Consider the following 22,573-nt stretch of genomic DNA (forward strand, 5'->3'; position numbering starts at 1 on the left):
TCAGGACTCCTTGACGGCGATGGTCTCCACCGTGTTCGCCACGTGCTCGAAGGCGTCCGCCGCTTCCTCAAGCACATCGACGATCTGCTTGAGCTTGAGGACCTCGATGGCGTCGTACTTGCCGTTGAAGAGGTGCGCGAGGAGTTTGCGATGTATCTGGTCGGCCTGGTTCTCCAGGCGGTTGACCTCGATCCAGTACTCGGTGAGGTTGTCCATCGTGCGCAGGTTCGGCATCGCCTCGGCCGTCAGCTCGGCCGCGCGCGCCAGCACCTCGATCTGCTGCTCGACGCCCTTGGGAAGTTCCTCCACGTTGTAGAGGACGACCAGGTCGACGGCCTCCTCCATGAAGTCCATGATGTCGTCGAGGCACGATGCGAGGTTGTAGATGTCCTCGCGGTCGAACGGCGTGATGAACGAGGAGTTCAGCTGGTGGAAGATCGCGTGTGTGGCGTCGTCACCCGCGTGTTCCGCGGCCCGCATACGCTCTGCGATCTCGGCCCGGCCGGCGTTGTCCGCCCCGAGCAGTTCCATCAGGAGTTTCGAGCCCGTGACGATGTTGTCCGCGGACGCGGCGAACATGTCGTAGAAGCTCGTCTCCCGGGGGGTCAGACGAAATCGCACGTGGGGTCCTCGGTAAGCATCGGTTTCGGTCAGGCTGATGCTAGGCGCATCATCCGGCCACGGCTAATGGGCCGTCCTCCAGTGTCGCCCATCAGGCACAGTGGTCGGCACAGGGGCCTGCCCAGTGGTCCAGTCCAGTGGCCGTGCGCGGCGTCGGCCACAAGGCCCTATACCCAGCAAAGTTCGGTACGATATACCCAGTAGGGGTATGTGAAGCGGTTTATGTCTGGAGGACGCGATGACGACCACCGAGGCCGGCGCGGATGCGCCCTCCGTCGCTGAAGAGGCGACAGAACCGGCCGTTGCCGAGGTCGTGACGGACCACGACCGGGGCATCCACGGCTACCACAAGCAGAAGGACGAACACCTCAAGCGCCTGCGCCGTATCGAGGGCCAGATCCGTGGCCTGCAGCGGATGGTCGACGAGGACGTCTACTGCATCGACATACTGACGCAGGTGTCCGCCTCCACCAAGGCCCTGCAGTCCTTCGCCCTCCAGCTGCTGGAGGAACACCTCCGGCACTGCGTCGCCGACGCGGCCCTCAAGGGCGGTGCGGAGATCGACGCGAAGGTGGAGGAGGCGACGAAGGCGATCGGGCGGCTGCTGAGGACCTGACCTCCACCGATCTGCCCCTCCCCGATCTGACCGTCCCCGATCGGCCCGGCCCCGACTTGACCTGCCCTGATGTGAGAGCGAGCTCACTCGTCGGACGCGTCACGCTCCGGTGCCCGCTCCTCCGCTGCCCGTTCCTCCGTGACTCTCAGCACCTCGTCGATGCTCGCCAGGCTGAGCCGGTCCTCGCGGGCGGTCGATGCCGCGATGATCAGCTCTCCGCACAGCTCGATCTCGGCGAGGGCCACGTGGTCCTGAACTGCCGTACCGCCGACCGGAGCCACGCGCATCACCTCTTCTCTGCCGTTACCGACTTCCTAGAGTAGGGAGCGGCCTACACACCGCGCATGGCACGGACGGGCTAGTTCTTGACGCCCGTCACGCAGGCATACGCCGGCCCTCACTCCTCCGCGATCTTGCCGGCGTAGATGTCGTCGCCGTCCGGCAGACGTACGTCGACGGGGGCCCCGAAGTCGTACAGCAAGGTCGTCGAGGCCACCGCGACGGCGTCGCTCTGCTGCCCGTTGACGAAGCTGAACCGGTGCCTGACCTTGCGGATCCGGCCGGCCTCGTCCAGATAGACGTCGAACGGCACCTGATCCGTGGCGAACCCTTTCGCCGCTGCCGCCAGGGATTCCTTGTGCCCGTCGGACGCGTCCTGAGAGGCGAAGCCGAGGTCGGCCGTTCCCCGGTAGTGCCGCACCGAGGTACCGGCGACATCCTCCTGGCCCACATACGTCGCCGTCCGCGCCCCGCGCAGCACCTCGGCGGCGGCGAACGGATCGGTGGCCCCGCCGGTGACGAGGTTCCCGTCCGACAGCGACCGGGTGTCGACCCGCACCCACTTGTTGGCGGGCACCCCGGCGCCGCGGTTCTTCATGTACAGGGCCCCGGGGGCGAGGAGTTCCATGATCGGCCGGTGTGCGGTGGCGCCCGCCGGGTCCTGCGGCAGCAGCACCTTCAGCTGCCCCAGCTGCTTGCCGAAGTCGTACACGCCCTCGCCGCGGATGGTGACGCGGGTGCCGCCGGTGGCCATCTCCATGGACGTACGGGCCTTGGAGCTCCGGGCTCCGATGAGCGCGTCGGCCGCGTGCCGCACGACCTCCACGGCGTCCCGCCCGCGTGAGTCCTCCACCGCCGCGCCGTTCTGCGCGCATCCGCTGCCCGTCAGACAGACACAAAGGACGCCGGCCGCAACGCCAGCCCCGTGCCGCCGCCTGTGCTGCTGCCGCTCCGTCATCGCCTGCCTACCCCCAGCCGGTACGTCCGTCACGGGCCCCCTGTCGTTCCGGTTAACGACGGGTAGGTGCCCTCGTCACGGCGCCCGGGGGCGTTGCGCTTACTTGCCCTGGGTAACGTTGTCGATGTGGCGCAGCAGGATGGACCGACGGCACACCGAAAGCACCGCGACCCCGAGGAGCACCGCACGTCAACGGTGGAGAAGGGACCCTTCTGCACCGCCCGCTGCACGTGCGGTTGGCGGGGGCCGGCCAGACGCGCCCGGAGCCTGGCGAGAGCGGATGCCGTGGATCATGTGAGCGTGTGACCGCCCGGCCCGCACCATGCCGGAGGGCGCTGCCCGGACACAGACGGGCCCGCCCCCCGGGAGCCGGGGGGCGGGCCCTTTATCTGCCTCGCGGTGGCACCGCCATGCAGCACCGCGAGGGGTCTGTCAGCCGAAGCGGCCGGAGATGTAGTCCTCCGTGGCCTGGACCGACGGGTTGGAGAAGATGCGCTCCGTGTCGTCGATCTCGATCAGCTTGCCGGGCTGGCCGACGGCCGCCAGGTTGAAGAAGGCCGTGCGGTCGGAGACACGCGCCGCCTGCTGCATGTTGTGCGTCACGATGACGATCGTGAAGCGCTCCTTGAGCTCACCGATCAGGTCCTCGATGGCGAGGGTGGAGATCGGGTCGAGGGCCGAGCAGGGCTCGTCCATGAGGAGGACCTTCGGCTCGACCGCGATCGCCCGCGCGATGCACAGACGCTGCTGCTGGCCGCCGGAGAGACCGGAGCCCGGCTTGTTCAGGCGGTCCTTGACCTCGTTCCAGAGGTTGGCGCCCTTGAGGGACTTCTCGACGATGTCGTCCAGCTGCGACTTCTTGTACGAGCCGTTCAGCCTCAGGCCGGCCGCGACGTTGTCGTAGACGGACATCGTGGGGAAGGGGTTCGGGCGCTGGAAGACCATGCCGACCTCGCGGCGCACGGCCACGGGGTCGATTCCGGTGCCGTACAGGTTCTCGTCGTCGAGCATGACCTTGCCCTCGACCCGGCCGCCCGGCGTGACCTCGTGCATGCGGTTGAGGGTGCGGAGGAACGTGGACTTGCCGCAGCCGGACGGGCCGATGAAGGCGGTCACGGAGCGCGGCTCGACGGTCATCGAGATGTCCTCGATGGCGAGGAAGGAGCCGTAGTAGGCGTTGAGGCCGCTGACATCAATGCGCTTGGCCATGGAAATCACTGCTTCTTTCGAGTCGCTGACTGTCGTCAATGGCCGCGTCAGCGGCCCGTCTTCGGGGCCTTCCAGCGGGCGATGCCGCGGGCCACCAGATTGAGGATCATCACGAACGCGATCAGCGTCAGCGACGCCGCCCACGCCCGGTCGTACGCCGGAGCCTCGCCCGATCCGTACTGCTGGTAGATGTACAGAGGGAGCGACGCCTGCGCGCCTTCGAACGGGTTGGAGTTGATGAACTTGCTGCCGAACACCAGCAGCAGCACGGGCGCGGTCTCACCGGCGATACGGGCGATGGACAGCATGATGCCCGTGATGATGCCGCCGAGCGAGGTCGGCAGGACCACCTTCAGGATGGTGCGCCACTTGGGCACGCCGAGCGCCAGCGAGGCCTCGCGCAGCTCGTTCGGGACGAGCTTGAGCATCTCCTCGGTGGAACGCACGACGACCGGCATCATCAGGATCGCGAGAGCGAGCGAGCCGGCGAAGCCGAACGGCTCCATCTCGAAGATCAGCATGATGCTGAGGATGAACAGGCCGGCGACGATCGACGGGATGCCGGTCATGACGTCGACGAAGAAGGTGACGGCACGGGCGAGGCCGCCGCGGCCGTACTCCACCAGGTAGATCGCGGTGAGCACGCCGATCGGCGCGGCGATCAGCGTGGCGAGGCCGACCTGCTCCAGCGTGCCGAGGATGGCGTGGTAGATGCCGCCGCCCGGCTCCGAGTCGGCGACCACGCCCATCGAGTGGGTCAGGAAGTAGGTGTCGAGGACCTTCACGCCGCGTTGGACGGTCGACCACACCAGTGAGGCCAGCGGCACCACGGCGAGCAGGAACGCGACCCACACCAGCGAGGTGACCACGCGGTCCTTGGCCTGGCGGCGGTTCTCCACCTTGGCCGCGATGACGTACGTACCGAGGACGTGGAGGATCGCGGCGATCAGCAGCCACTGGATGCTGCTGTTCAGGCCGGCGGCGGCGCTGATGCCGACGCCGAGGGCGACGGATCCGGCGGCGATGGCCCACGGAGCCCACTTGGGCAGCCGGCCGCCGCGCAGGGTGCTGCGGCGCTTGGGGGCGACGGTGGGTGCGGTGCTCATGCGTTGGCCCCCGAGTACTCCTTGCGGCGGGCGATGATCGCGCGGGCCGCGCCGTTGACCAGCAGGGTGATGACGAACAGGACCAGACCGGACGCGATCAGCGCGTCACGGCCGAACTCCGTGGCCTCGCTGAACTTGCTGGCGATGTTCTGGGCGAAGGTGCCGCCGCCCGGGTCGAGCAGGCTGGCGTGGATCAGGAAGTCGGGGGAGAGCACGGTGGCGACGGCCATCGTCTCGCCGAGGGCGCGGCCGAGGCCGAGCATCGAGGCGGAGATCACGCCGGAGCGGCCGAAGGGGAGGACCGACATGCGGATCACTTCCCAGCGGGTGGCGCCGAGCGCCAGGGCCGCCTCCTCGTGCGTCTGCGGGACCTGGCGGAAGACCTCGCGGCTCACGTTGGTGATGATCGGCAGGATCATGATCGCGAGCAGGATGCCGACGGTGAGCATGGAGCGCGCGGCGCCGCCCTGCCACTCGAAGATGCCGGTCCAGCCGAGGTAGTCGTCCAGCCAGCCGAACAGGCCGCCCAGGTGCGGTACGAGGATCAGGGCGCCCCACAGGCCGTAGACGATGGACGGCACGGCGGCGAGCAGGTCGATCACGTAGGCGATGGGACCGCTCAGCCGGCGCGGGGCGTAGTGGGTGAGGAACAGCGCGATGGCGACCGCGATCGGGACCGCGATGACCATGGCGATGATCGAGGAGACGATCGTGCCGTAGGCCAGCACCGCGATGCCGAAGACCGGCGGGTTGACGCCGGTGTTCCACTCGAAGGTCGTCAGGAAGTTGCCTTCGTCCTTGCTGATGGCGAGGACGGCGCGGTAGGTGAGGAAGCCCGCGATCGCGGCCATGATCACCAGCAGCAGAATGCCCGAGCCGCGGGAGAGGCCGAGGAAGATCCGGTCTCCGGGTCGGGTGGCACCACGGGCCGCGCGCTTCTGCTCGGTCACGGACGGCTGTGGGGTGGGGGGAGGTGCGTCAGCTATGTGTGTGGTGTCCATCGGGTTCTCCGGTCTGCGGAACCGCACGTGGTGTGCGGCCCCTGGCGGCGGTGCACCGGACGGTGCGGTCCGGTCCCACACGGGAGACCGGACCGCACTCTCAGGTCAGCTCAGGCTTTCGACGGTCGTGCGGACCTTGGCGATGATGTCCTCGGGCATCGGCGCGTAGTCGTTCTCGGCGAGGATCTTCTGGCCGTCCTCGGAGGCCGCGTAGCGCAGGAAGGCCTTGACGGCGGGCAGGGTCTCGGACTTGTTGCCCTTGTCGCAGACGATCTCGTAGGTGACGAGGATCATCGGGTAGGCGCCCTCGGCCTTGGTGGCGTAGTTCAGCTCCAGGGAGAGGTCCTTGCCGGTGCCGACGACCTTGGCGTCCGAGATGGCCTTGGTGGCGTTCTCGACGGAGGCCTCGACCGGCTTGCCGGCGCCGGTGTCGATGGCGACGGCCTTGATGCCGTTCTTGGCGTAGGACAGCTCGAAGTAGCCGATCGCGCCGGCGGTCTGCTTGACCTGCGCGGCGACGCCGGAGGACTGCGGAGCGGACTGGCCGCCCTTGGCCTGCCAGGCCTTGCCGCCCTCGTAGGGGAAGTCGCTCTTGGCGGTGGCGATCAGGTACTTGGTGAAGTTGTCCGTGGTGCCGGACTCGTCGGAGCGGTGGAAGGCCTGGATCTTCAGGTCGGGCAGCTTGGCGCCGGGGTTGAGCTTCGCGATCGCCGGGTCGTTCCAGTTCTTGATCTTGTCGTTGAAGATCTTGGCGATCGTCGGGGCGTCCAGGACGAGGTTGTCCACACCCGGGACGTTGTAGCCGAGGGCGATCGGGCCGCCGACCATCGGCAGGTCGATGCCCTGACCGCCGGAGCAGATCTTCTTGGAGGCCTCGACCTCTTCGGGCTTGAGGGCCGAGTCCGAACCGGCCCACGGGATCTGGCCCTGGGTGAAGGCGGTGACACCGGCACCGGAGCCGCCGGCCTTGTAGTTGATCTCCACCTTGCAGGCGGACGAGAACTGCTTCACCCAGGCGTCGACGGCGTTCTTCTGGGCGGAGGAGCCGTCGGCGAGGACCTGGCCCGAGGCGTCGTCACACTTGATGTTGCTGGCGCCGGCGCTGGAGGAGGCGTCGCCGCCGCCGTTGCCGGTCTCGTCGGAGCCGCACGCCGTGAGGGCCAGGGCGCCGGAGACGGCGAGAGCGCCGAGAGCGAGGACGCGCCGGTTCTTGCGCTGAAGCTTCACTGAGGGTGTTCCTTCCAGGAGCCGCCGTCCTGAATTCCGGCGGCGTGCGAAGAATGGGTGACGCGGACCCGTCCCCCCGGGGCGCGGTCCGTCATCGTGCACGGCTGAAATTAGGCAGAACAGGTGAAGCGGCCGAAGGGCGTAAATGAACGGGGGGTGAACCCCTGGGGACGGTGCGGTGAGGTAACGGAACGCTTACGTTGAGGACACGGGTGTATGCCGACGCTTTGTGCGGGTTGCTTCGGACTAGGCGGGCCGCAGCGACTGCAGTAGGGCGTCCACGAGTGGGCGGTCCCTCGGTTGGCTGAGACGGCACCGGGCGGCGGTGGGCGAGAGCCACAGCAGGCGGTCCACCTCGGCATTGGGGGCGAAGCGGCCCGGGCCCGCCTCGGCCGCCCAGTACCGGACCTCCTTGGGGCGGTCGTTGGCGATGTACCGCTGCGTCGGCAGCTCGGCTCCCGGCTCGGCGGAGTGGCCCGTCTCCTCGGCGACCTCGCGCAGAGCGCCTTCGAGGGGGTCCTCGCCGCGTTTCAGTTTGCCCTTGGGATGCGACCAGTCGTCGTACTTCGGACGGTGGATCAGGCATATCTCCAGCTCACCGTCGACCGGCGAACGGCGCCACAGGACGCAGCCGGCCGCATGGACGGTGAGGTCTTGGTTCGGGTGAGTCACCGGAAATGTGCCTCCTTCGGGAGTACCTGTGGTGCAGGGGTTCCCAGGGCGGGCCTCAGGGTCGCTGAGGCGCGCCCACCGTCTTCAGCTGCCAGGACTGCTGGAACGCGAACCGCGCAGCCTCCACCTCGTGCCGCTGGTCGGCGTGCAGCACGCCGAGGGCGTACGCCGTCGCCGGGGCGATGCGCGGGGTGCGGGCCGCCTGGGCCGCGGCGGCGGCCGCCTCGGAGGCGTCGCGGTGCCGGTTCAGGGCCTGGCCGGCCGCCAGCAGCCGTACGTCCACCGGGCCGTCGTCGCCGAGGAGGACCTCGCGGGCGTAGCGGTGCAGGCGCAGCAGCAGGCGGACCTGGTGCCAGGGGGCGTCCTGCGGATGCGGGGCCGGGTCCGGGGACAGGCCGTGGATCAGGGCCTCGGCGTTGTAGGGGTGGCCCGCGGTCACCAGCGGCAGCGCCGCCACCGCGTCGGTGAGCCGCTCCTCGGCGGCGGCCGCGAGGGGGCGCAGGTCGGCGGTGGCCGCGGCGGGGGTCAGGGGGACCTCGCTGGCCAGTACGGCGATGTTGTCGGCAACGGCGTGGAAGCGGGAGGAGCCGAGGGCCTGCAGGGCGGTGCTGTGCGCACGGGTCCGGGCGAGCGTGAGCTGGCGTTCGAGCAGGGCGCCCGCTTTGGCCGCGCCCACCGTGAGGTTGCCGCGCTCCGGGGTGGCCGTCGCGGCGGAGGGGCCGGCGTGCGGCGCCGCCTTCTGCGGAACGGTCGCTCCGCCACCGGCACGACCGCCCGCGGCCACGCCGGCGGTCGCGTCGGCCGAGCGGCTGCCCGCGGCCACGCCGGCCACGTCGGCGACGCCACCGGCGTCGGCCCCGCCGGACTGCCCGGGCAGCACTGTCGCCCCCGACAGCCGGTGCAGTGCCAGCAGCAGGCGTTCCAGCCGGGCCGCGTACGCGTGTTCCATGGCCAGCGTGCCGGAGAGCCAGGCCAGCTCCGGGCGGATGGCCTCCGACCAGTCGGCGTCCAGCAGGGGGCGGAATGTGTGCAGGCTGGCGCTGATACGGCGGGCCGAGCGGCGTAGCGCCCGGGCCGCGTCGACGGACTCCTCCGAGCCGTTGGACGCACCGCTGCCGGTCTCCCGGTGCAGGCGCAGGGCTCGGAGGAACTCCGTGGCCTGGGCGCGCAGGTAGCCCGCGAGGGCGTCCCCCGTCACAGCCCCGGCCGTGGGGTCCGTCGGATCAAGGTGTTGCTGTGCCACGCCGGCGCCTCCGGGCGTCTATGAGCATCTCCTGGACGTTGCGCAGGGGCTGGCCGTCCGCGTCCGTCGCATGCCGGGTCCACTCGCCCTCCGGGCCGAGGTGCCAGGAGGCGGTGGTGTCGGACATACCGGTCTCCAGGAGCCGGTTGAGCGCGGCGCGGTGGGCCGGGTCGGTGACCCTGACCAGGGCCTCGATACGGCGGTCGAGGTTGCGGTGCATCATGTCGGCGCTGCCTATCCACACCTCGGGTTCGCCGCCGTTGCCGAAGGCGAAGATCCGGGAGTGTTCGAGGAAGCGGCCGAGTACCGAGCGGACGCGGATGTTCTCCGACAGTCCGGTCACGCCCGGGCGGACCGCGCAGATGCCGCGGACCCAGATGTCGACCGGCACGCCCGCCTGGGACGCGGCGTAGCAGGCGTCGATCAGCGCCTCGTCGACGATCGAGTTGACCTTGATGCGGACATAGGCGGGACGTCCGGCACGGTGGTGCTGGACCTCCTTGTTGATCCGCGAGATCAGACCGTCGCGCAGGGACTTGGGCGCGACCAGGAGCCGCCGGTAGGTCTCCCGGCGGGAGTAGCCGGACAGGCGGTTGAACAGGTCGGACAGGTCGGCGCCGACCTGCGGGTCCGCGGTCAGCAGGCCCAGGTCCTCGTAGAGCCGTGCCGTCTTCGGGTGGTAGTTGCCGGTGCCGACGTGGCTGTAGCGCCGTAGCGTCTCGCCCTCCTGGCGGACCACCAGCGACAGCTTGCAGTGCGTCTTCAGGCCGACGAGGCCGTAGACGACATGGCAGCCGGCCTCCTCCAGCTTGCGCGCCCACTTGATGTTGGCGTGCTCGTCGAAGCGGGCCTTGATCTCGACCAGGACGAGCACCTGCTTGCCGGCCTCGGCGGCGTCGATGAGCGCGTTGACTATGGGGGAGTCGCCGGACGTCCGGTACAGGGTCTGCTTGATCGCGAGGACGTCCGGGTCGTCGGCCGCCTGCTCCAGGAACGCCTGCACGGAGGTGGAGAAGGAGTCGTACGGGTGGTGCAGCAGGACGTCCCGGTTGCGCAGCGCGGCGAAGATGTCCGGCGCGGACGCCGACTCGACCTCGGCGAGATCGCGATGGGTGCCCGCGACGAACTTCGGGTACTTCAGCTCGGGACGGTCGATCGAGGCGATACGGAAGAGGCCGGTGAGGTCCAGGGGGCCGGTGAGCGGGTAGACCTCGGCCTCGCTGATCTTCAGCTCGCGCACCAGCAGGTCCAGGACCTCCTGGTTGATGTTCTCCTCGACCTCCAGGCGCACCGGCGGGCCGAAGCGGCGCCGCATGAGCTCCTTCTCCAGGGCCTGGAGCAGGTTCTCCGCGTCGTCCTCCTCGACCTCCAGGTCCTCGTTGCGGGTGACCCGGAAGGCGTGGTGCTCCAGCACCTCCATACCGGGGAACAGCTCCTCCAGGTGCGCGCCGATGACGTCCTCGATCGGGACGTACCGGCCGGGGGAGGCCTCCAGGAAGCGGGAGAGCAGCGGGGGCACCTTCACCCGGGCGAAGTGCGGGGTGCCGGTGACGGGGTTGCGGACCCGTACGGCCAGGTTCAGGGAGAGCCCGGAGATGTACGGGAACGGGTGTGCGGGGTCGACCGCCAGCGGGGTCAGGACCGGGAAGATCTGGTGCCGGAACAGCGTGAAGAGGCGGGCCTGCTCCTTCTCCGTCAGCTCGCCCCAGCGGACCAGGTGGATGCCCTCCTCCGCGAGGGAGGGGGCGACGTCCTCGTGGTAGCAGGCGGCGTGCCGGGCCATCAGCTCGCGGGAGCGGGCCCAGATCATCTCCAGGACCTCGCGCGGCTGGAGGCCGGACGCGGACCGGGTGGCGACACCGGTCGCGATACGGCGCTTCAGTCCGGCCACGCGGACCATGAAGAACTCGTCCAGGTTGCTGGCGAAGATGGCCAGGAAGTTCGCCCGCTCCAGGAGCGGGGTGTTCGGGTCCTCGGCGAGTTCGAGGACGCGTTCGTTGAACGCGAGCCAGCTGCGCTCCCGGTCCAGGAACCGGCCCTGGGGCAACTGGACGCCCTCGATCTCGGTGACCTCGTACGCGTCGAGGTCGGCGTCGATGTCGGGTTCCAGGTCGGAGACGACCGCGGAGGTGACCGTGTGCGGGCGGTGCGCGGCGATGGAGCCCACGGAGGGCTGCGCGTGCTGGACCTTGGCCTGGGCGTTGGTGGGCTGGCTCATATGCCCATTGTTCCGCGCATCCAGACCAATGGGCGCGTCGGAGAGCGCGGGCGGGAGCGACGCGGGGAGGCGCCGGGCGTCCCCGTTCCTCGCGTTCCCCTCCGGCGGCGGCGAAGGCGCTGGCACGGCGGCGGTCATTGGGTGAGCGTCGCAAGTCCGTCTGAACCAATGGTTACGGAGACATGGCGTGTGGGATAGCGGGGGGCGGCTCGCGGGCGTCTACGTCCGCGCGGGTATGTCCGGTCCGTACGTCCTTCCCCCCGTGGAGGGACGTACGGACCGGAGGTCTCAGGGGGTACGGCGGCGCAGCAGCCAGAACGCGGCGAGGGTCGCGGCGGCGGCGACCGCGAGGACGATGCCGGTCTCGGCGTACTGGAGGGGCCAGAAGTGGGACCGGGGGTGGAAGGTCGCGCTGGTGGACCCCTCCCAGCCCAGCTGCCAGGCGGAACGCGGCAGTTCGAAGCCGTGGGACTCGCTGCGGGTGACCGTCGGCCAGAGGTTCTCGCGGTTGCGTTCCAGCAGGTTGTAGAGGACGAACGCGGCGGCGCAGGCCACTCCGGCGGCGGGCAGGGCCCGGCGGAGCAGCAGCCCGGTGAGGGTGCCGAGGGCGAGGGCGGCCAGGGGGTAGGCGACGGCCGTGGGCCCGATGCCGAGGAAGACGTCCTCGAAGTACCAGTCACCGACCAGGTTCGGGTTGCCGTCCCCTTGTGCCCAGCGGTTGACCACGACGAGCGTGCCGGTGCCGGCCGTGAGGAGGGCGGCCGGGACGGCCAGCTTGGCGGCCAGCCAGCGGGCCGGGGTGACCGACTGGGTCCAGGCCAGCTGGGCGGTGCCGCTCTCCAGCTCGCGGCCGATCAGCGCGCCGCCCGCCCAGGCGGCCACCGGGAAGACCAGGTAGGACAGGGCCGTGGTGACCAGGGCGATGCCGGTGCTGTACGTCTCGTCGGCGGTGATCGCGTCGACCGCCGCGCACGAGGGCAGGCCGTCGGACGCCGGTATGGCGCACGGGCTGGTGCCCCTGCGGGCCTCGCCCCCGATGGTGTGCAGCCAGATCAGGTACGCCGTGGCGGCGGCCAGAGCCAGGCCCCAGAGGACCAGGGCCGTGCGATGCAGCCGCAGGACGGCCCGGAACAGGCCGCCGCGCGGGCCGGACGGCGTGCGGGCCGAGGAGACGGCCGTCGCGGAGGGGCTGGTCATACGGCGGCTCCGGTACGGCGGCGCAGCAGCGCGAAGGCGGCGAGGACGGCCAGGCCGGCGACGGCGAGGGCGATGCCGGTCTCCACGAGCTGCAGGGGCCAGAAGTGGGAGGAGGGGTGGTAGTCGCGGTAGTAGCCGACGACGTCGTGGTCGGCGTAGCACTTGGCCGTGTCGCAGTGCGGGTCCGGGACACGGGCGCCGGTGGAGGTGAGGGCGCCGTCCCCGACGACCATGCCGGTCCACTCGGGGTAACCGCGCTTGCCGGTGAGCGTCTCGACCGGCCACAGGTGGGGGCGCAGTGCGCGGAGCGCGGCGGTGAGGATCGCCAGGCCGACGACCGCCGTGCCGAGCGCGGCCAGGGCGCGGCGCTGGAGCAGTCCGGCGAGGACGCCGACGGCGAGGCCGAGGAGGACGTAGGCGGTGGCGAGGGTGCCGTTGGCCTCGAAGGTGGTGCCCGCGTACCAGTGCCGTGAGCTGTTCACCTGCCGCAGCGCGCCGTCCGCCGACCACAGCATGTGGTGCAGCAGCGTGAGCACGAGCGTGCCGGAGACGAGGAGGGCGGCCGGGACGGCGAGCTTGGCGGCCAGCCAGCGGGCCGGGCAGACGGACTGCGTCCACGCCAACTGGGCGGTCCCGCTTTCCAGTTCGCGCCCGATGAGCGCGCCGCCGGCCCAGGCGGCGGTGAGGAAGGGGACGATGCCGATGAGTGCGGCGGCGGTGCCGACGACCGAGTCGTAGCGGGCGTACGCGGCACCCGTGTAGTCGCAGGCGAGGTCGCCCGGCGTCACGGTGTCGCAGGCCATCTCGTAGTACTCCGCCCAGGCCGCGGCGGCGCCCGGACCCCACGCCCACAGCAGCGCTCCCGCCCCGACGGCCACCAGCAGCGCCCAGCACCACAGTGCCCAGCGGTGCAGCCGCAGCATCGCCCAGACCAGTCCGCGCGGCCCTCGGGAGGGCGTGGCGGTGGCGGGCCGCTCGACGGCGAGGGCGGCGGTCATACGGCGGCCTCCCGCACGGTGTCGAGGCGCAGGGCCGGCGCCTCGGGGGCGCGCAGGTGGGCGAGGACCAGCTCCTCCAGGGTGGGGGCGGTGGTCTGCCAGCCGTCGCCGAGGGGGCCGTCGGGCCGTATCAGCGCGGTGAGCTGACGGCCTGTGGTGCGGGACTCGACCACGAGGTGCGGGTCCAGGGGGGTGTCGGCCCGGCCCGTCACGAGCCGGTGGGCGGCGAGCAGGTCGTCCAGCGGGCCGGCGAGGCGGACCCGGCCGGCGCCGAGCAGCAGGAGGTGGTCGCAGGAGCCGTCCAGCTCGGCGACGACGTGCGAGGACATGACAACCGTGGTGCCGTGTTCGGCGGCGTCGGCCATGAGCGCGGCCATCAGCTGGTGCCGGGCGAGCGGGTCGAGGTCGGCCATCGGCTCGTCCAGGAGCAGCACCTCGGGGCGCTTGCCGAGGGCGAGGGCGAGCGCCACGCGGGTGCGCTGGCCGCCGGAGAGGGTGCGCACCCTGGCCTTGGGGTCGAGGTCGCCCTCGGCGACGATCCGCTCGGCGACGGCCGTGTCCCAGCGGCGGGGGTTGAGTTCCCGCCCCAGCCGCAGGGTGTCGGCGACGGTGAGCTGCGGGTGCAGGGGCTTGTCCTGGGCGACGTACGCGAGTCGCTCCCGGGCGCTCGCCGGGGCCTGGCCGAGGACGGTGATCGTGCCGTCGGTGGGGCGCAGCAGACCGGCGGCGAGGGAGAGCAGGGTCGACTTGCCGGCGCCGTTCGGTCCGACGACGGCGCACACGCTGCCGGCCGGGAGCCGGAAGGAGCAGCCGTCCAGCGCGATCCTGCGGCGCCGGCCGAACCTCCTGCCCAGCGCGGCCGCCTCGATGGCGGTGTCGGTCATGACTCGTCTCCCTTGAAGTGCGTGTCCAGTACCGCGGTGAAGAGGGCGTCCACGTCGTCGCGGTCCAGCCCGGCCGCACGGGCCCGTGCCGCCCATGCCTCCAGTTCGGCCCGCAGGGGCGAGTCGGCGGGGGCGGCGCCGAGTCCGCGCCGCACGAACGTGCCGAGCCCGCGGCGCGCCTCGACCAGGCCCTCGCGCTCCAGTTCGCGGTAGGCCTTGAGGACGGTGTTGGGGTTGATGGCGGTGGCCTCGACGACCTCACGGGCCGTGGGCAGCTTGTCGCCCGGCTCCAACAGGCCGAGCCGCAGGGCCTGTTTGGTCTGCTGGACGATCTGCACATAGGTGGCGACGCCGGAGCGCCGGTCGATGCGGTACTCGACCATCCGTCCCACCACCCTTTCACTAATTGAGTAGTGAAAGGGTGGTGGAAGTGGGTCCGGAAAGTCAAGCGTGGTTTCGTGAACCGATCGGCCGGGCTCGTGCGATGAGGAGATGTGAGCGCAACGAGAAGTGACGGGGAGCTGCTGCGAGCCATCGCGGCGGACGGGGACCGTCACGCCTTCGAAGAGCTGTACCGGCGGTACGCGCCGTGGCTGACCGCGCGCCTGCGCGGCCGCTGCGCCGACGCCGGGGTGATCGACGACGTCGTGCAGGAGACGTTCCTCGCGGTGTGGCGCGGCACCGCCCGCTACCGCGAGGAGGGCTCCACCCAGGACGCCGCCGGATGGCTCTGGCGCATCGGCTCGCGGCGGCTGGTCGACGCGCTGCGCGGCGACGGTGCGCGCGGCCGGCTGCGCCAGGCGCTGGCCCGGCTGCGCCACCGTGACGAGGCATCGGCGGAGGAGCGCGTGCTCGCGGGGGTGGAGCACGGGGACCTCGCCGGTGCCCTCACCAGGCTCTCGCCGGAGCTGCGGGCCGTCCTGCAGGCGACGGTCGTCGACGGGCTCACCACCCGGGAGGCGGCCGTCCTGCTCGGCATTCCGCCCGGCACGGTCAAGACGCGGGCCCTGCGTGCCCGCCGCCAACTGCGGGAGGAACTGGCATGACATGGCATGTCGCCGAAGAGGACCTGCGCGGCTATGCCCGGGGCGAGCTGGCGCCGCCCCTGCTGTGGTCGGCCGACAGTCACCTCGTCGCCTGCGCCGAGTGCCGGGCCCGGCTCGCCGACGTGAGCGATCCCGTCGCGCTGGACGCGGGCTGGGAGCGCCTGGACGCCGAGCTGGACGCACCGCGGCCCGGCCTGTTCGAACGGCTGCTGGTGCGGTTCGGCGTGGCCGACCACACCGCGCGGCTGCTGGCCGCGACGCCGATACTGCGCCGGTCCTGGCTGCTCGCGGTGGTGTCCGTGCTGTTCATGAGCGTGCTGATGGTGCACACCGCGCACACACCCGGCCTGTTCCTGGGGCTCGCCCCGCTGCTCCCGCTCATCGGGGTCGCGCTGTCGTACGGACCGGGGATCGACCCGACCTACGAGATGGCCGTCGTCGCCCCGCTGCACGGGTTCCGGCTGCTGATGATCCGCACGGCCGCCGTCCTGGCCGCCGCCCTCGTGCTGTGCGGCCTGGCCTCCCTCGCCCTGCCGGACTACGGTCTGCGCGCCCTGGCCTGGCTGCTGCCCGCGCTGGCCCTCACCGGCATCGGGATCGCCCTGATGCCGAGGCTCGGTCCGGTGTTCGCGCCCGTGCTGACGGGCGGGGCGTGGATCGGGTTCCTGATCGCCGCGCAGCAGGCGACCGAGGGGACTCCGGCACCGTTCACGGCGCCGGGCCAGGCGGTGACGGCGGTGGTCGCACTGGCCGCGGCCGCGCTGGTCCGCCGCCTCAGGGACCGCTTCGACTCGTCCTCCGCGCACACGCCGTTCGCGGGCTTCGGACCAGGGGGTGCGGTGTGACGGCCACCGTGTTCGCCCGCTCCTTCGTATCCGGCCTGTTCCTCCACTCAGCGCACGGGAGTGCCGCATGACCCCCACCGTCTCCGCCTCCGGGCTCACCCTCCGCTACGGCGGTACGCCCGCCCTCGACGACGTCTCGCTGCGCCTGCGGGCCGGGGTGACGGCCCTGCTCGGGCCCAACGGGGCCGGGAAGACCACCCTGTTGCGGGTGCTCGCCACCGCCGTGCCCCCGGACCGGGGCGCCTTCACGGTGCTCGGGCAGGACCCGGGGACGACCGCCGGACGGATCCAGGTGCGCCGCTCGCTGGGCTATCTGCCGCAGAACCCCGGCTTCCACCCGGACTTCACGGCCTTCGAGTTCGTCGACTACGTCGCGGTCCTCAAGGAACTCACCGACCGCCGCGCCCGGTACGCGGAGGTGCGGCGGGTGCTCGACGCGGTCGGTCTGTCCGACGTGCGCGCTCAGCGCGTCAAGCGGCTGTCCGGCGGCATGCGGCAGCGCGTCGCCCTGGCCGCCGCCCTGGTCGGCGACCCCGGATTCCTGGTCCTGGACGAGCCGACCGTCGGCCTCGACCCCGAACAGCGCATGCGCTTCAGGGAGTTGATCGCCGAGGCGGGCGAGGGCCGGACGGTGCTCCTCTCCACCCACCAGACCGAGGACGTGACGATGCTCTGCCACCGGGTGATCGTCCTGGCCGACGCCAGGGTCCGCTTCGAGGGCACACCGGCCGAGCTCACCGCACAGGCGGCCGGCCGGGTCTGGAGCAGCACGGAACGCGCCCCCGCCGCCCTGGCCGGCTGGCGCACCGGCACCGGCGCCTTCCGCAACATCGGCGACCCGCCGAAGGGCGCCGACCTGCTCGAACCCACCCTGGAGGACGGCTACCTGCTCACCCTGGACGACGCCGCCGCGGGGGTGACGGTGGCATGAGTACGACGATGAACACGACGAAGATCACGGAAGCCGCCGCCCGTACGGTCGCCGGGCCCCCGCACGAGGTCCGCCGCTTCAGGGCCGTCCTCGCACTCGCCCGCTTCGAAGCCCGAGAACTCCTCTTCCACCTCCCGGTGGGCGCCTTCCTCGTCATGTACCTCGCCTGGACGGCCTGGCAGCTGTTCAACGGCCAAGAGGGCATGAACGACTACCCGGCGCTGCAGGACGTGGACCGCACCACCCAGACCGGCTCCGCGCTGCTCGCCATGGCGCTGCTCGTCTGCGTCAACTCCACCGCCCTGCGCTCCCGTCGCCGCGGCCTCGACGAGTACTACGGCACCCTGCCGATGGAGCCGTGGCGGCGCACGCTCGCCCACGCCCTGTCGGTCGTGCCGTACGCACTGCTGGTCGCCCTCGTCGTCACCTTCGAGTACACCTGGGCGGCACTGAAGCCCGGCGCGGTCGGCCACGGCTCCGTCTTCGAACTGGCCGTCGGCCCGCTGACGGTGCTGCTGTCCGGCATCACCGGTGTCCTGCTGGCCCGGCTGGCCCCGTTCAGAGCCGCCGCCCTGATCCTTGTGGTCGGCGTCTACGCCCTCCTCGTGCTCACCGCGGCCGGCACCGGCCACGCGCCCTGGCTGTACCGGCTGCTGCCCGCCGACCCCGAGATCGGCGGCGCCCCCATCCCCACCGACCTGCTGGGCCGCCCCGCGGCATGGCACGCCCTCTACCTGGCGGGCCTGACGGTCCTGATGCTCTGCGCCGCGCTCCTGCTCAGCGGGGGACGCACGCGCGCGGTCCGGGCGGTGGCGTTCGTCGCGCTCGCCGCCACGGTCGCGGGAGTGGCCGGGCAGTCCCCGGGCGACTCGGCGGCTCTGACCCACGCCCGCTGGACGGCGACGGTCTCGCCGCAGAAGGACCAGAAGTGCGTGGCGAAGGGCACTTCGACGTACTGCGCCTTCCCCGAGTGGTCCGGCCGCAGCGCCGACTGGGCCGAGGTGGTCGACCGCGTCCAGGGCCTCGCGGGCGGCTCCGCCGCGACCGAGCGGCTGACCGTACGGCAGCGGGTGGCGGCCGATGGCCCCCTGGGGGCCGACGCCGCGCTCGATGTGTCCGGCAGGCGAGGTGAGGTGACCGTCGGCACGAGGTGGGGCGGCAACCGGGTCCCCGAGTTCGCCGTCGGCGTGGCCTCGGTGCTGGTGGCGGGCACCGAGAAGGCGGCCCTGACCATGTGCGACGCCCGCGTGGTGACGATGATGTGGCTGACCCTGGGCACGGACCCCGCCCCACTGGACACCTTCCAGCGCCTCCGCCTGGACGACTCCGTCATCGGCTCGGCGGTCGTCCTCGCCCCCACGGGCAGCATCTCGATGTCGGCCCACGAGACGGACGTCGTACGCGAACTGCTGGACCGGCCGCACGACACGGTCGCGGCCCAGGTGAAGGCCCACTGGAAGGAACTGACGTCACCGAAGACGTCGGCGGCACAGGCGGCCCGGTTGCTCGGAGTGAAGGTTCCTGAGGGGGCGGACGAGTGCGCGGGGTAGGGCGGCGGTTGGAGGCCGGCGGTCGGCTGTGGGGCCTGGTGCGGGGGTTGAGGGCGGGTGGTGCCCGGCTGCGAGGGGCCGCGTGGCGGCTGCGCGTCGGTGCAGGGGCGTCGATGGGGGCGCGGTCGGCGGGGTGCGCCCGGCTGTGGGCGCTCGTTCCGCCGGTATGTGTGCAGCTGTGGGCGCTGATTCCGCCGGTCTGGCGTGGCCTGCCGTGGCGGGCGCTTGCGGTGGCGGGTGGGGGCGGGGCCCTTCTCGCGGGGAGCGCTCGGCTGACGGGGCCGCAGCCCGGGGTGGGGGAGGGGCTGTTCCTGCTGCGGGCGGCGGGACTTGTGGGTGCGCTCGGGCTGGCGTTTCTCTTCGACGACCCGGCGCGGCACACCACCGCGGCGACGCCCGTCGGCCGTGCGACCCGCGCCGGCCTGCGCACGGCGCTGATCGTGCCGGTCGCGGCACTGTGGTGGGCGGCGCTCGTCCTGCTCATACCGGACGGAGCCCGGCCGCCGGTCGGCGCGGTCACCCTGGAGGCGGCGGCCATGGCGGCCTGCGCGATGGCCTCGGCGAGCGCCGCCGTCCGCTTCACCCGGGCCACCGAGCCGGGCAGGGACGTGGCGATGAGGCTGGCCGCGATGGCCGGTGCGGTGATGCTCGTGCCGTCGCCGTGGGGGTTGCTGGTGGGGCAGGACGACCTCGGGTGGGGGGCGGCTCAAGGGCGGTGGGCGATGGTGCTGGGTACGGCCGTGGTGCTCGGGGTGTGCTGGACACGGGAGTCTCCGCGCCGCCGCCGGGTTCCTCGCCGGTCCGCTCTCGGCTCCTACGGCGTCTGAGGAGCGCGGCTGTTCCCGGGCGCCGGCCTGGAGAGCAGGAGAGTTCAGCCGGTTCTCGCCCTGCTCCCCAGCTGCCCTGAACATGCCCTCAAGCTGCGCTCCCCCCAGCCCTCAAGCCGCGGTCAGGGTCGCGGCCAGGCCGGCTCAGGTCTCCGTCCGGTACATCAGGTCCGTCTCGTACGTGGTGAATCCCAGCCGCTCGTAGACCGACACCGCCGCCTTGTTGTCGGCGTCGACGTAGAGCATCGCCGTCGGCAGCCCCTGGGCCGCCAGGTGGCGCAGGCCGATCGTCGTCAGGGCCTTGCCCAGGCCGCCGCCCTGGGCGCCGGGGCGGACGCCGAGGACGTAGACCTCGCCCAGGCCCTCCGCCGCGTGGACCTTCGTCCAGTGGAAGCCGATGAGTTCGCCGTCGCGTTCGGCCAGGAAGAAGCCCGCCGGGTCGAACCACGGCTCGGACTTGCGGTCGTCGAGGTCGCGCTGGGTGAGGGAGCCCTGCTCGGGGTGGTGGGCGAAGGCAGCGGCGTTCACCGCGAGCCAGGCCGTGTCGTCCTGGCCGGGCACGAAGGGGCGGACCGTCACGCCCGCGGGGAGCACCGGGTCCGCCAGGTTCAGGTCCGCCAGTGAGCGGCGCATCTGGCGCAGTTCGCGGAAGAGCGTGAGGCCGAGCACCTGGGAGAGATGGCGGGCGGCGGCATGGCCGCCGTGGGCCCACACCCGCAGCCGCTTGCCGGACGCGGCGAGCAGGGCCGAGCCCAGCGCGCGGCCGTGCCCGTGGCCGCGGTGCGCGGGGTGGACGACCAGTTCGGCGGCCGGCGCCTCCACCGGATCGGTGTCCTCCAGCTGGGCGTAGCCGACGAGTTCCCCGGCGACGAGCAGCAGCAGATGCGAGACGCCCTCGCGCTGCCCGCCGCGCAGTTGCAGCCGGCCCTGCTCGGACACCGCCTGCTGCCCGTCGTTCCGGGCGGCCTCCGCGAGCAGTTCCAGTACGGCCTCGGTCTGCTCGGGGGAGAGCGCGAAGTGGGTCTCGATGGAACGGGAGGGGAGGGGGTGTGCGGTGTCGTCGCTGGTCATGCGTACGAGGGTAAGGGGAGGCTCCGGCAAAGTCCCGGCACGGGAATCAAGGGCGGCGGCAACATCAGAAGCAACCAGGCTGTAACCCGGAACCCCCTGTCGCGCTACGCGCGTTGACTCTAGGCTGCCGCCCGACGGGGCCATGTCACTCATGACGTACCGGTCACTCCACGACTCACCGGTTCTTCACGACCCGCCGGTTTTCCACAACCCACCGGTTATTCACGACCCACAGGGGGGCGTATGTCAGCCATATCCCACCAGCACCGCCGCAGACGCCGTACGTACGCGCTGGTCGCGGCCGCCGCATCCCTCGCCACCGCGGGCGCGCTGGCCGCGGCGCTTCCCGCGACGGCGTCGGCGGAGAGCTCGCAGAAGCACGGCGGCGGCCAGCACTTCAGCCGTTACCAGGACGTCCAGCTGCTGTCCTTCAACGACCTGCACGGCAACCTGGAGCCGCCGGCCGGCTCCTCCGGCCGGGTCACCGAGCTGCAGGCGGACGGCACGACGAAGACGATCGACGCGGGCGGCGTCGAGTACCTCGCCACGCATCTGCGCCAGGCCCGCGAGGGCAAGAAGTACTCCATCACCGCGGCCGGCGGCGACATGGTCGGCGCCTCCCCGCTGATCTCGGGCCTGTTCCACGACGAGCCCACCATCGAGGCGCTGAACAAGCTCGACCTGGACGTCACCTCGGTCGGCAACCACGAGTTCGACGAGGGTGCCAAGGAACTGGCCCGTCTGCAGAACGGCGGCTGCCACCCGACCGCCGGCTGCTACGTGAAGGGCGAGGAGTTCGAGGGCGCCGACTTCCCGTATCTCGCCGCGAACGTCCTGGACGAGAAGTCCGGCAAGCCGATCCTCAAGCCCTACTGGGTGTGGAAGAAGAAGGACGTCAAGATCGGCTTCATCGGCGTGACCCTGGAGGACACTCCGGGCGTCGTCTCCGCCGACGGCGTCAAGGGCCTGAAGTTCAAGGACGAGGTCGAGACGATCAACAAGTACGCCAAGGTGCTCCAGCGCCAGGGCGTGAAGTCGATCGTCGCGCTGATCCACGAGGGCGGGCAGCCGGCCTCCGGCTCGTACAACTACAACTGCGACGCGCCCGGCGCGGGCGACGGCATCTCCGGCCCGATCGTCGACATCGCCAAGAACATCACGCCGTCCGTGGACGCGCTGGTGACGGGCCACACGCACGCGGCCTACGTCTGCACGATCCCCGACCCGTCGGGCAAGCCCCGCATGGTCACCTCGGCGGCGTCCTTCGGCCGCCTCTACACCGACACCACGCTGACGTACGACCGCTTCACCGGCGACATCGCCCGTACGGCCGTGAAGTCGGCGAACCGTGTGGTCACCCGGGACGTCGCCAAGGCGCCCGACATGACCGAGCTGATCTCGAAGTGGAACACCCTCGCGGCGCCCATCGGCAACCGCGCGATCGGTTACATCTCGGCCGACATCTCCAACACCGGTACGGAGTCCCCGATCGGCGACCTGATCGCGGACGCGCAGCTGGCGCACGGCAAGGAGCTGGACCCGGAGACGGACCTGGCGCTGATGAACCCCGGCGGCATCCGGGCACCGCTCACCTACGCGGCCAAGGGCGCCGAGGGCGACGGTGTGGTGACGTACGCCGAGGGCTTCACCGTGCAGCCGTTCTCCAACACCGTGAACCTCCAGGACTTCACCGGCGCCCAGCTGATCCAGGTGCTGAAGGAGCAGGTGAGCGGCACGAACGCGGCCTCGCCGAAGGTGCTCCAGGTTTCGTCCGGGCTGACGTACACGCTGGACCTGACGAAGACGGGCGCCGACCGGGTCGTCTCCGACTCGATCAGGCTGAACGGTGAGGCGATCAACCCGACCGCCACCTACCGCGTCGCCACCAACAGCTTCCTCGCGGGCGGCGGCGACGGCTTCCCGACCCTGGGCCAGGGCACCAACGACCTCGTCGGCTCGGACGACCTGACGGCCCTGGAGAAGTACCTCACGGCCAACTCCTCGGCCACGGCCCCGATCGCACCGCCGGCGGCGAACCGGATCACGGTCGTGAAGTAGCGGCATGAAGTAGCGG

The 22,573-nt window shown here is 71.4% G+C and carries 23 protein-coding genes; 8 read left to right on the forward strand and 15 right to left on the reverse strand.

The annotated features are described in order from the left end of the window. Window positions 1-621 (reverse strand): DUF47 domain-containing protein, encoded by a 621-nt coding sequence (locus tag ACFWYS_RS31240; protein ID WP_272119415.1) that lies wholly within the window; start codon window positions 619-621, stop codon window positions 1-3. Window positions 622-859: 238 nt separating this feature from the next. Here ACFWYS_RS31240 and ACFWYS_RS31245 point away from each other — a divergent pair, with 238 nt between their 5' ends. Next, window positions 860-1,237 (forward strand): metal-sensitive transcriptional regulator, encoded by a 378-nt coding sequence (locus tag ACFWYS_RS31245; RefSeq protein WP_384776026.1) that lies wholly within the window; start codon window positions 860-862, stop codon window positions 1,235-1,237. 83 nt (window positions 1,238-1,320) lie between these two features. Here ACFWYS_RS31245 and ACFWYS_RS31250 read toward each other — a convergent pair whose 3' ends face one another. Both ACFWYS_RS31250 and ACFWYS_RS31255 read right to left on the reverse strand, forming a co-directional pair. Beyond that, entirely contained in the window at window positions 1,321-1,524 is a 204-nt protein-coding gene (locus ACFWYS_RS31250) for a hypothetical protein (protein ID WP_384776028.1), read from the reverse strand. 110 nt (window positions 1,525-1,634) lie between these two features. Further along, window positions 1,635-2,474 carry a hypothetical protein gene (locus tag ACFWYS_RS31255; protein ID WP_384776030.1) on the reverse strand — a complete coding sequence of 280 codons (840 nt, stop codon included), beginning with the start codon at window positions 2,472-2,474 and terminating at the stop codon, window positions 1,635-1,637. A 126-nt stretch (window positions 2,475-2,600) separates the two neighbouring features. Between ACFWYS_RS31255 and ACFWYS_RS31260 the strand changes: the two genes are divergently transcribed. Then, the gene (locus ACFWYS_RS31260) at window positions 2,601-2,780 is read left to right on the forward strand and encodes a hypothetical protein (protein ID WP_384776032.1); all 180 of its coding nucleotides are present in this window, start codon (window positions 2,601-2,603) and stop codon (window positions 2,778-2,780) included. Window positions 2,781-2,906: 126 nt separating this feature from the next. On the opposite strand, the gene pstB is transcribed toward ACFWYS_RS31260, so the two are convergent. From pstB to ACFWYS_RS31315, 11 genes are all read right to left on the reverse strand, one after another. Next, window positions 2,907-3,683 (reverse strand): phosphate ABC transporter ATP-binding protein PstB, encoded by a 777-nt coding sequence (gene pstB, locus ACFWYS_RS31265; protein WP_384776034.1) that lies wholly within the window; start codon window positions 3,681-3,683, stop codon window positions 2,907-2,909. Window positions 3,684-3,730: 47 nt separating this feature from the next. After that, window positions 3,731-4,789 (reverse strand): phosphate ABC transporter permease PstA, encoded by a 1,059-nt coding sequence (gene pstA / locus ACFWYS_RS31270; protein WP_384776036.1) that lies wholly within the window; start codon window positions 4,787-4,789, stop codon window positions 3,731-3,733. Next, window positions 4,786-5,790, reverse strand: a complete 1,005-nt coding sequence (gene pstC, locus ACFWYS_RS31275) for a phosphate ABC transporter permease subunit PstC (protein WP_384776038.1) — start codon at window positions 5,788-5,790, stop codon at window positions 4,786-4,788. The genes pstA and pstC overlap by 4 nt, the downstream gene beginning before the upstream one ends. A 105-nt stretch (window positions 5,791-5,895) precedes the next feature. Continuing rightward, window positions 5,896-7,017 carry a phosphate ABC transporter substrate-binding protein PstS gene (gene pstS, locus ACFWYS_RS31280; protein WP_384776040.1) on the reverse strand — a complete coding sequence of 374 codons (1,122 nt, stop codon included), beginning with the start codon at window positions 7,015-7,017 and terminating at the stop codon, window positions 5,896-5,898. 246 nt (window positions 7,018-7,263) lie between these two features. Then, a complete protein-coding gene (locus ACFWYS_RS31285; protein WP_384776042.1) occupies window positions 7,264-7,689 on the reverse strand; it encodes an NUDIX hydrolase in 426 nt (141 codons plus the stop codon). A gap of 55 nt (window positions 7,690-7,744) precedes the next feature. Beyond that, complete coding sequence (locus tag ACFWYS_RS31290; RefSeq protein ID WP_384776044.1) at window positions 7,745-8,932, reverse strand: CHAD domain-containing protein; 1,188 nt, start codon at window positions 8,930-8,932, stop codon at window positions 7,745-7,747. Further along, window positions 8,913-11,288, reverse strand: coding sequence for an RNA degradosome polyphosphate kinase (locus ACFWYS_RS31295; protein WP_384776046.1), 2,376 nt, complete (start codon window positions 11,286-11,288; stop codon window positions 8,913-8,915). The genes ACFWYS_RS31290 and ACFWYS_RS31295 overlap by 20 nt, the downstream gene beginning before the upstream one ends. A 150-nt stretch (window positions 11,289-11,438) precedes the next feature. Beyond that, window positions 11,439-12,347, reverse strand: coding sequence for a hypothetical protein (locus tag ACFWYS_RS31300; RefSeq protein WP_384776048.1), 909 nt, complete (start codon window positions 12,345-12,347; stop codon window positions 11,439-11,441). Next, complete coding sequence (locus ACFWYS_RS31305) at window positions 12,344-13,345, reverse strand: ABC transporter permease (RefSeq protein WP_384776050.1); 1,002 nt, start codon at window positions 13,343-13,345, stop codon at window positions 12,344-12,346. The genes ACFWYS_RS31300 and ACFWYS_RS31305 overlap by 4 nt, the downstream gene beginning before the upstream one ends. Continuing rightward, the gene (locus ACFWYS_RS31310) at window positions 13,342-14,229 is read right to left on the reverse strand and encodes an ABC transporter ATP-binding protein (protein ID WP_384776051.1); all 888 of its coding nucleotides are present in this window, start codon (window positions 14,227-14,229) and stop codon (window positions 13,342-13,344) included. Before ACFWYS_RS31310 ends, ACFWYS_RS31305 begins: the two co-directional genes overlap by 4 nt. Further along, window positions 14,226-14,612, reverse strand: coding sequence for a GntR family transcriptional regulator (locus ACFWYS_RS31315; RefSeq protein WP_384776053.1), 387 nt, complete (start codon window positions 14,610-14,612; stop codon window positions 14,226-14,228). The genes ACFWYS_RS31310 and ACFWYS_RS31315 overlap by 4 nt, the downstream gene beginning before the upstream one ends. 111 nt (window positions 14,613-14,723) lie before the next feature. On the opposite strand from ACFWYS_RS31315, the gene ACFWYS_RS31320 reads away from it, so the two are divergent. From ACFWYS_RS31320 to ACFWYS_RS31340, 5 genes are all read left to right on the forward strand, one after another. Continuing rightward, window positions 14,724-15,275, forward strand: a complete 552-nt coding sequence (locus ACFWYS_RS31320) for an RNA polymerase sigma factor (RefSeq protein WP_384776055.1) — start codon at window positions 14,724-14,726, stop codon at window positions 15,273-15,275. Further along, window positions 15,272-16,120, forward strand: a complete 849-nt coding sequence (locus ACFWYS_RS31325) for a zf-HC2 domain-containing protein (RefSeq protein WP_384776057.1) — start codon at window positions 15,272-15,274, stop codon at window positions 16,118-16,120. The genes ACFWYS_RS31320 and ACFWYS_RS31325 overlap by 4 nt, the downstream gene beginning before the upstream one ends. Window positions 16,121-16,187: 67 nt before the next feature. Further along, window positions 16,188-17,051, forward strand: coding sequence for an ABC transporter ATP-binding protein (locus ACFWYS_RS31330; RefSeq protein WP_384776059.1), 864 nt, complete (start codon window positions 16,188-16,190; stop codon window positions 17,049-17,051). Continuing rightward, window positions 17,048-18,601 carry an ABC transporter permease gene (locus ACFWYS_RS31335; protein WP_384776061.1) on the forward strand — a complete coding sequence of 518 codons (1,554 nt, stop codon included), beginning with the start codon at window positions 17,048-17,050 and terminating at the stop codon, window positions 18,599-18,601. Before ACFWYS_RS31330 ends, ACFWYS_RS31335 begins: the two co-directional genes overlap by 4 nt. Continuing rightward, window positions 18,589-19,428: an ABC transporter gene (locus tag ACFWYS_RS31340; protein ID WP_384776063.1), complete on the forward strand. Its 840-nt coding sequence runs from the start codon at window positions 18,589-18,591 to the stop codon at window positions 19,426-19,428. The genes ACFWYS_RS31335 and ACFWYS_RS31340 overlap by 13 nt, the downstream gene beginning before the upstream one ends. A gap of 144 nt (window positions 19,429-19,572) precedes the next feature. Here ACFWYS_RS31340 and mshD read toward each other — a convergent pair whose 3' ends face one another. Then, window positions 19,573-20,499 (reverse strand): mycothiol synthase, encoded by a 927-nt coding sequence (gene mshD, locus ACFWYS_RS31345; protein ID WP_384776065.1) that lies wholly within the window; start codon window positions 20,497-20,499, stop codon window positions 19,573-19,575. Between the two features lie 243 nt (window positions 20,500-20,742). Between mshD and ACFWYS_RS31350 the strand changes: the two genes are divergently transcribed. Beyond that, window positions 20,743-22,557 carry a bifunctional metallophosphatase/5'-nucleotidase gene (locus tag ACFWYS_RS31350; protein WP_384776067.1) on the forward strand — a complete coding sequence of 605 codons (1,815 nt, stop codon included), beginning with the start codon at window positions 20,743-20,745 and terminating at the stop codon, window positions 22,555-22,557. Window positions 22,558-22,573: the final 16 nt, after the last annotated feature.

Origin of the sequence: Streptomyces sp. NPDC059010 (assembly GCF_042740355.1) — a bacterium.
GTDB lineage: Bacteria > Actinomycetota > Actinomycetes > Streptomycetales > Streptomycetaceae > Streptomyces.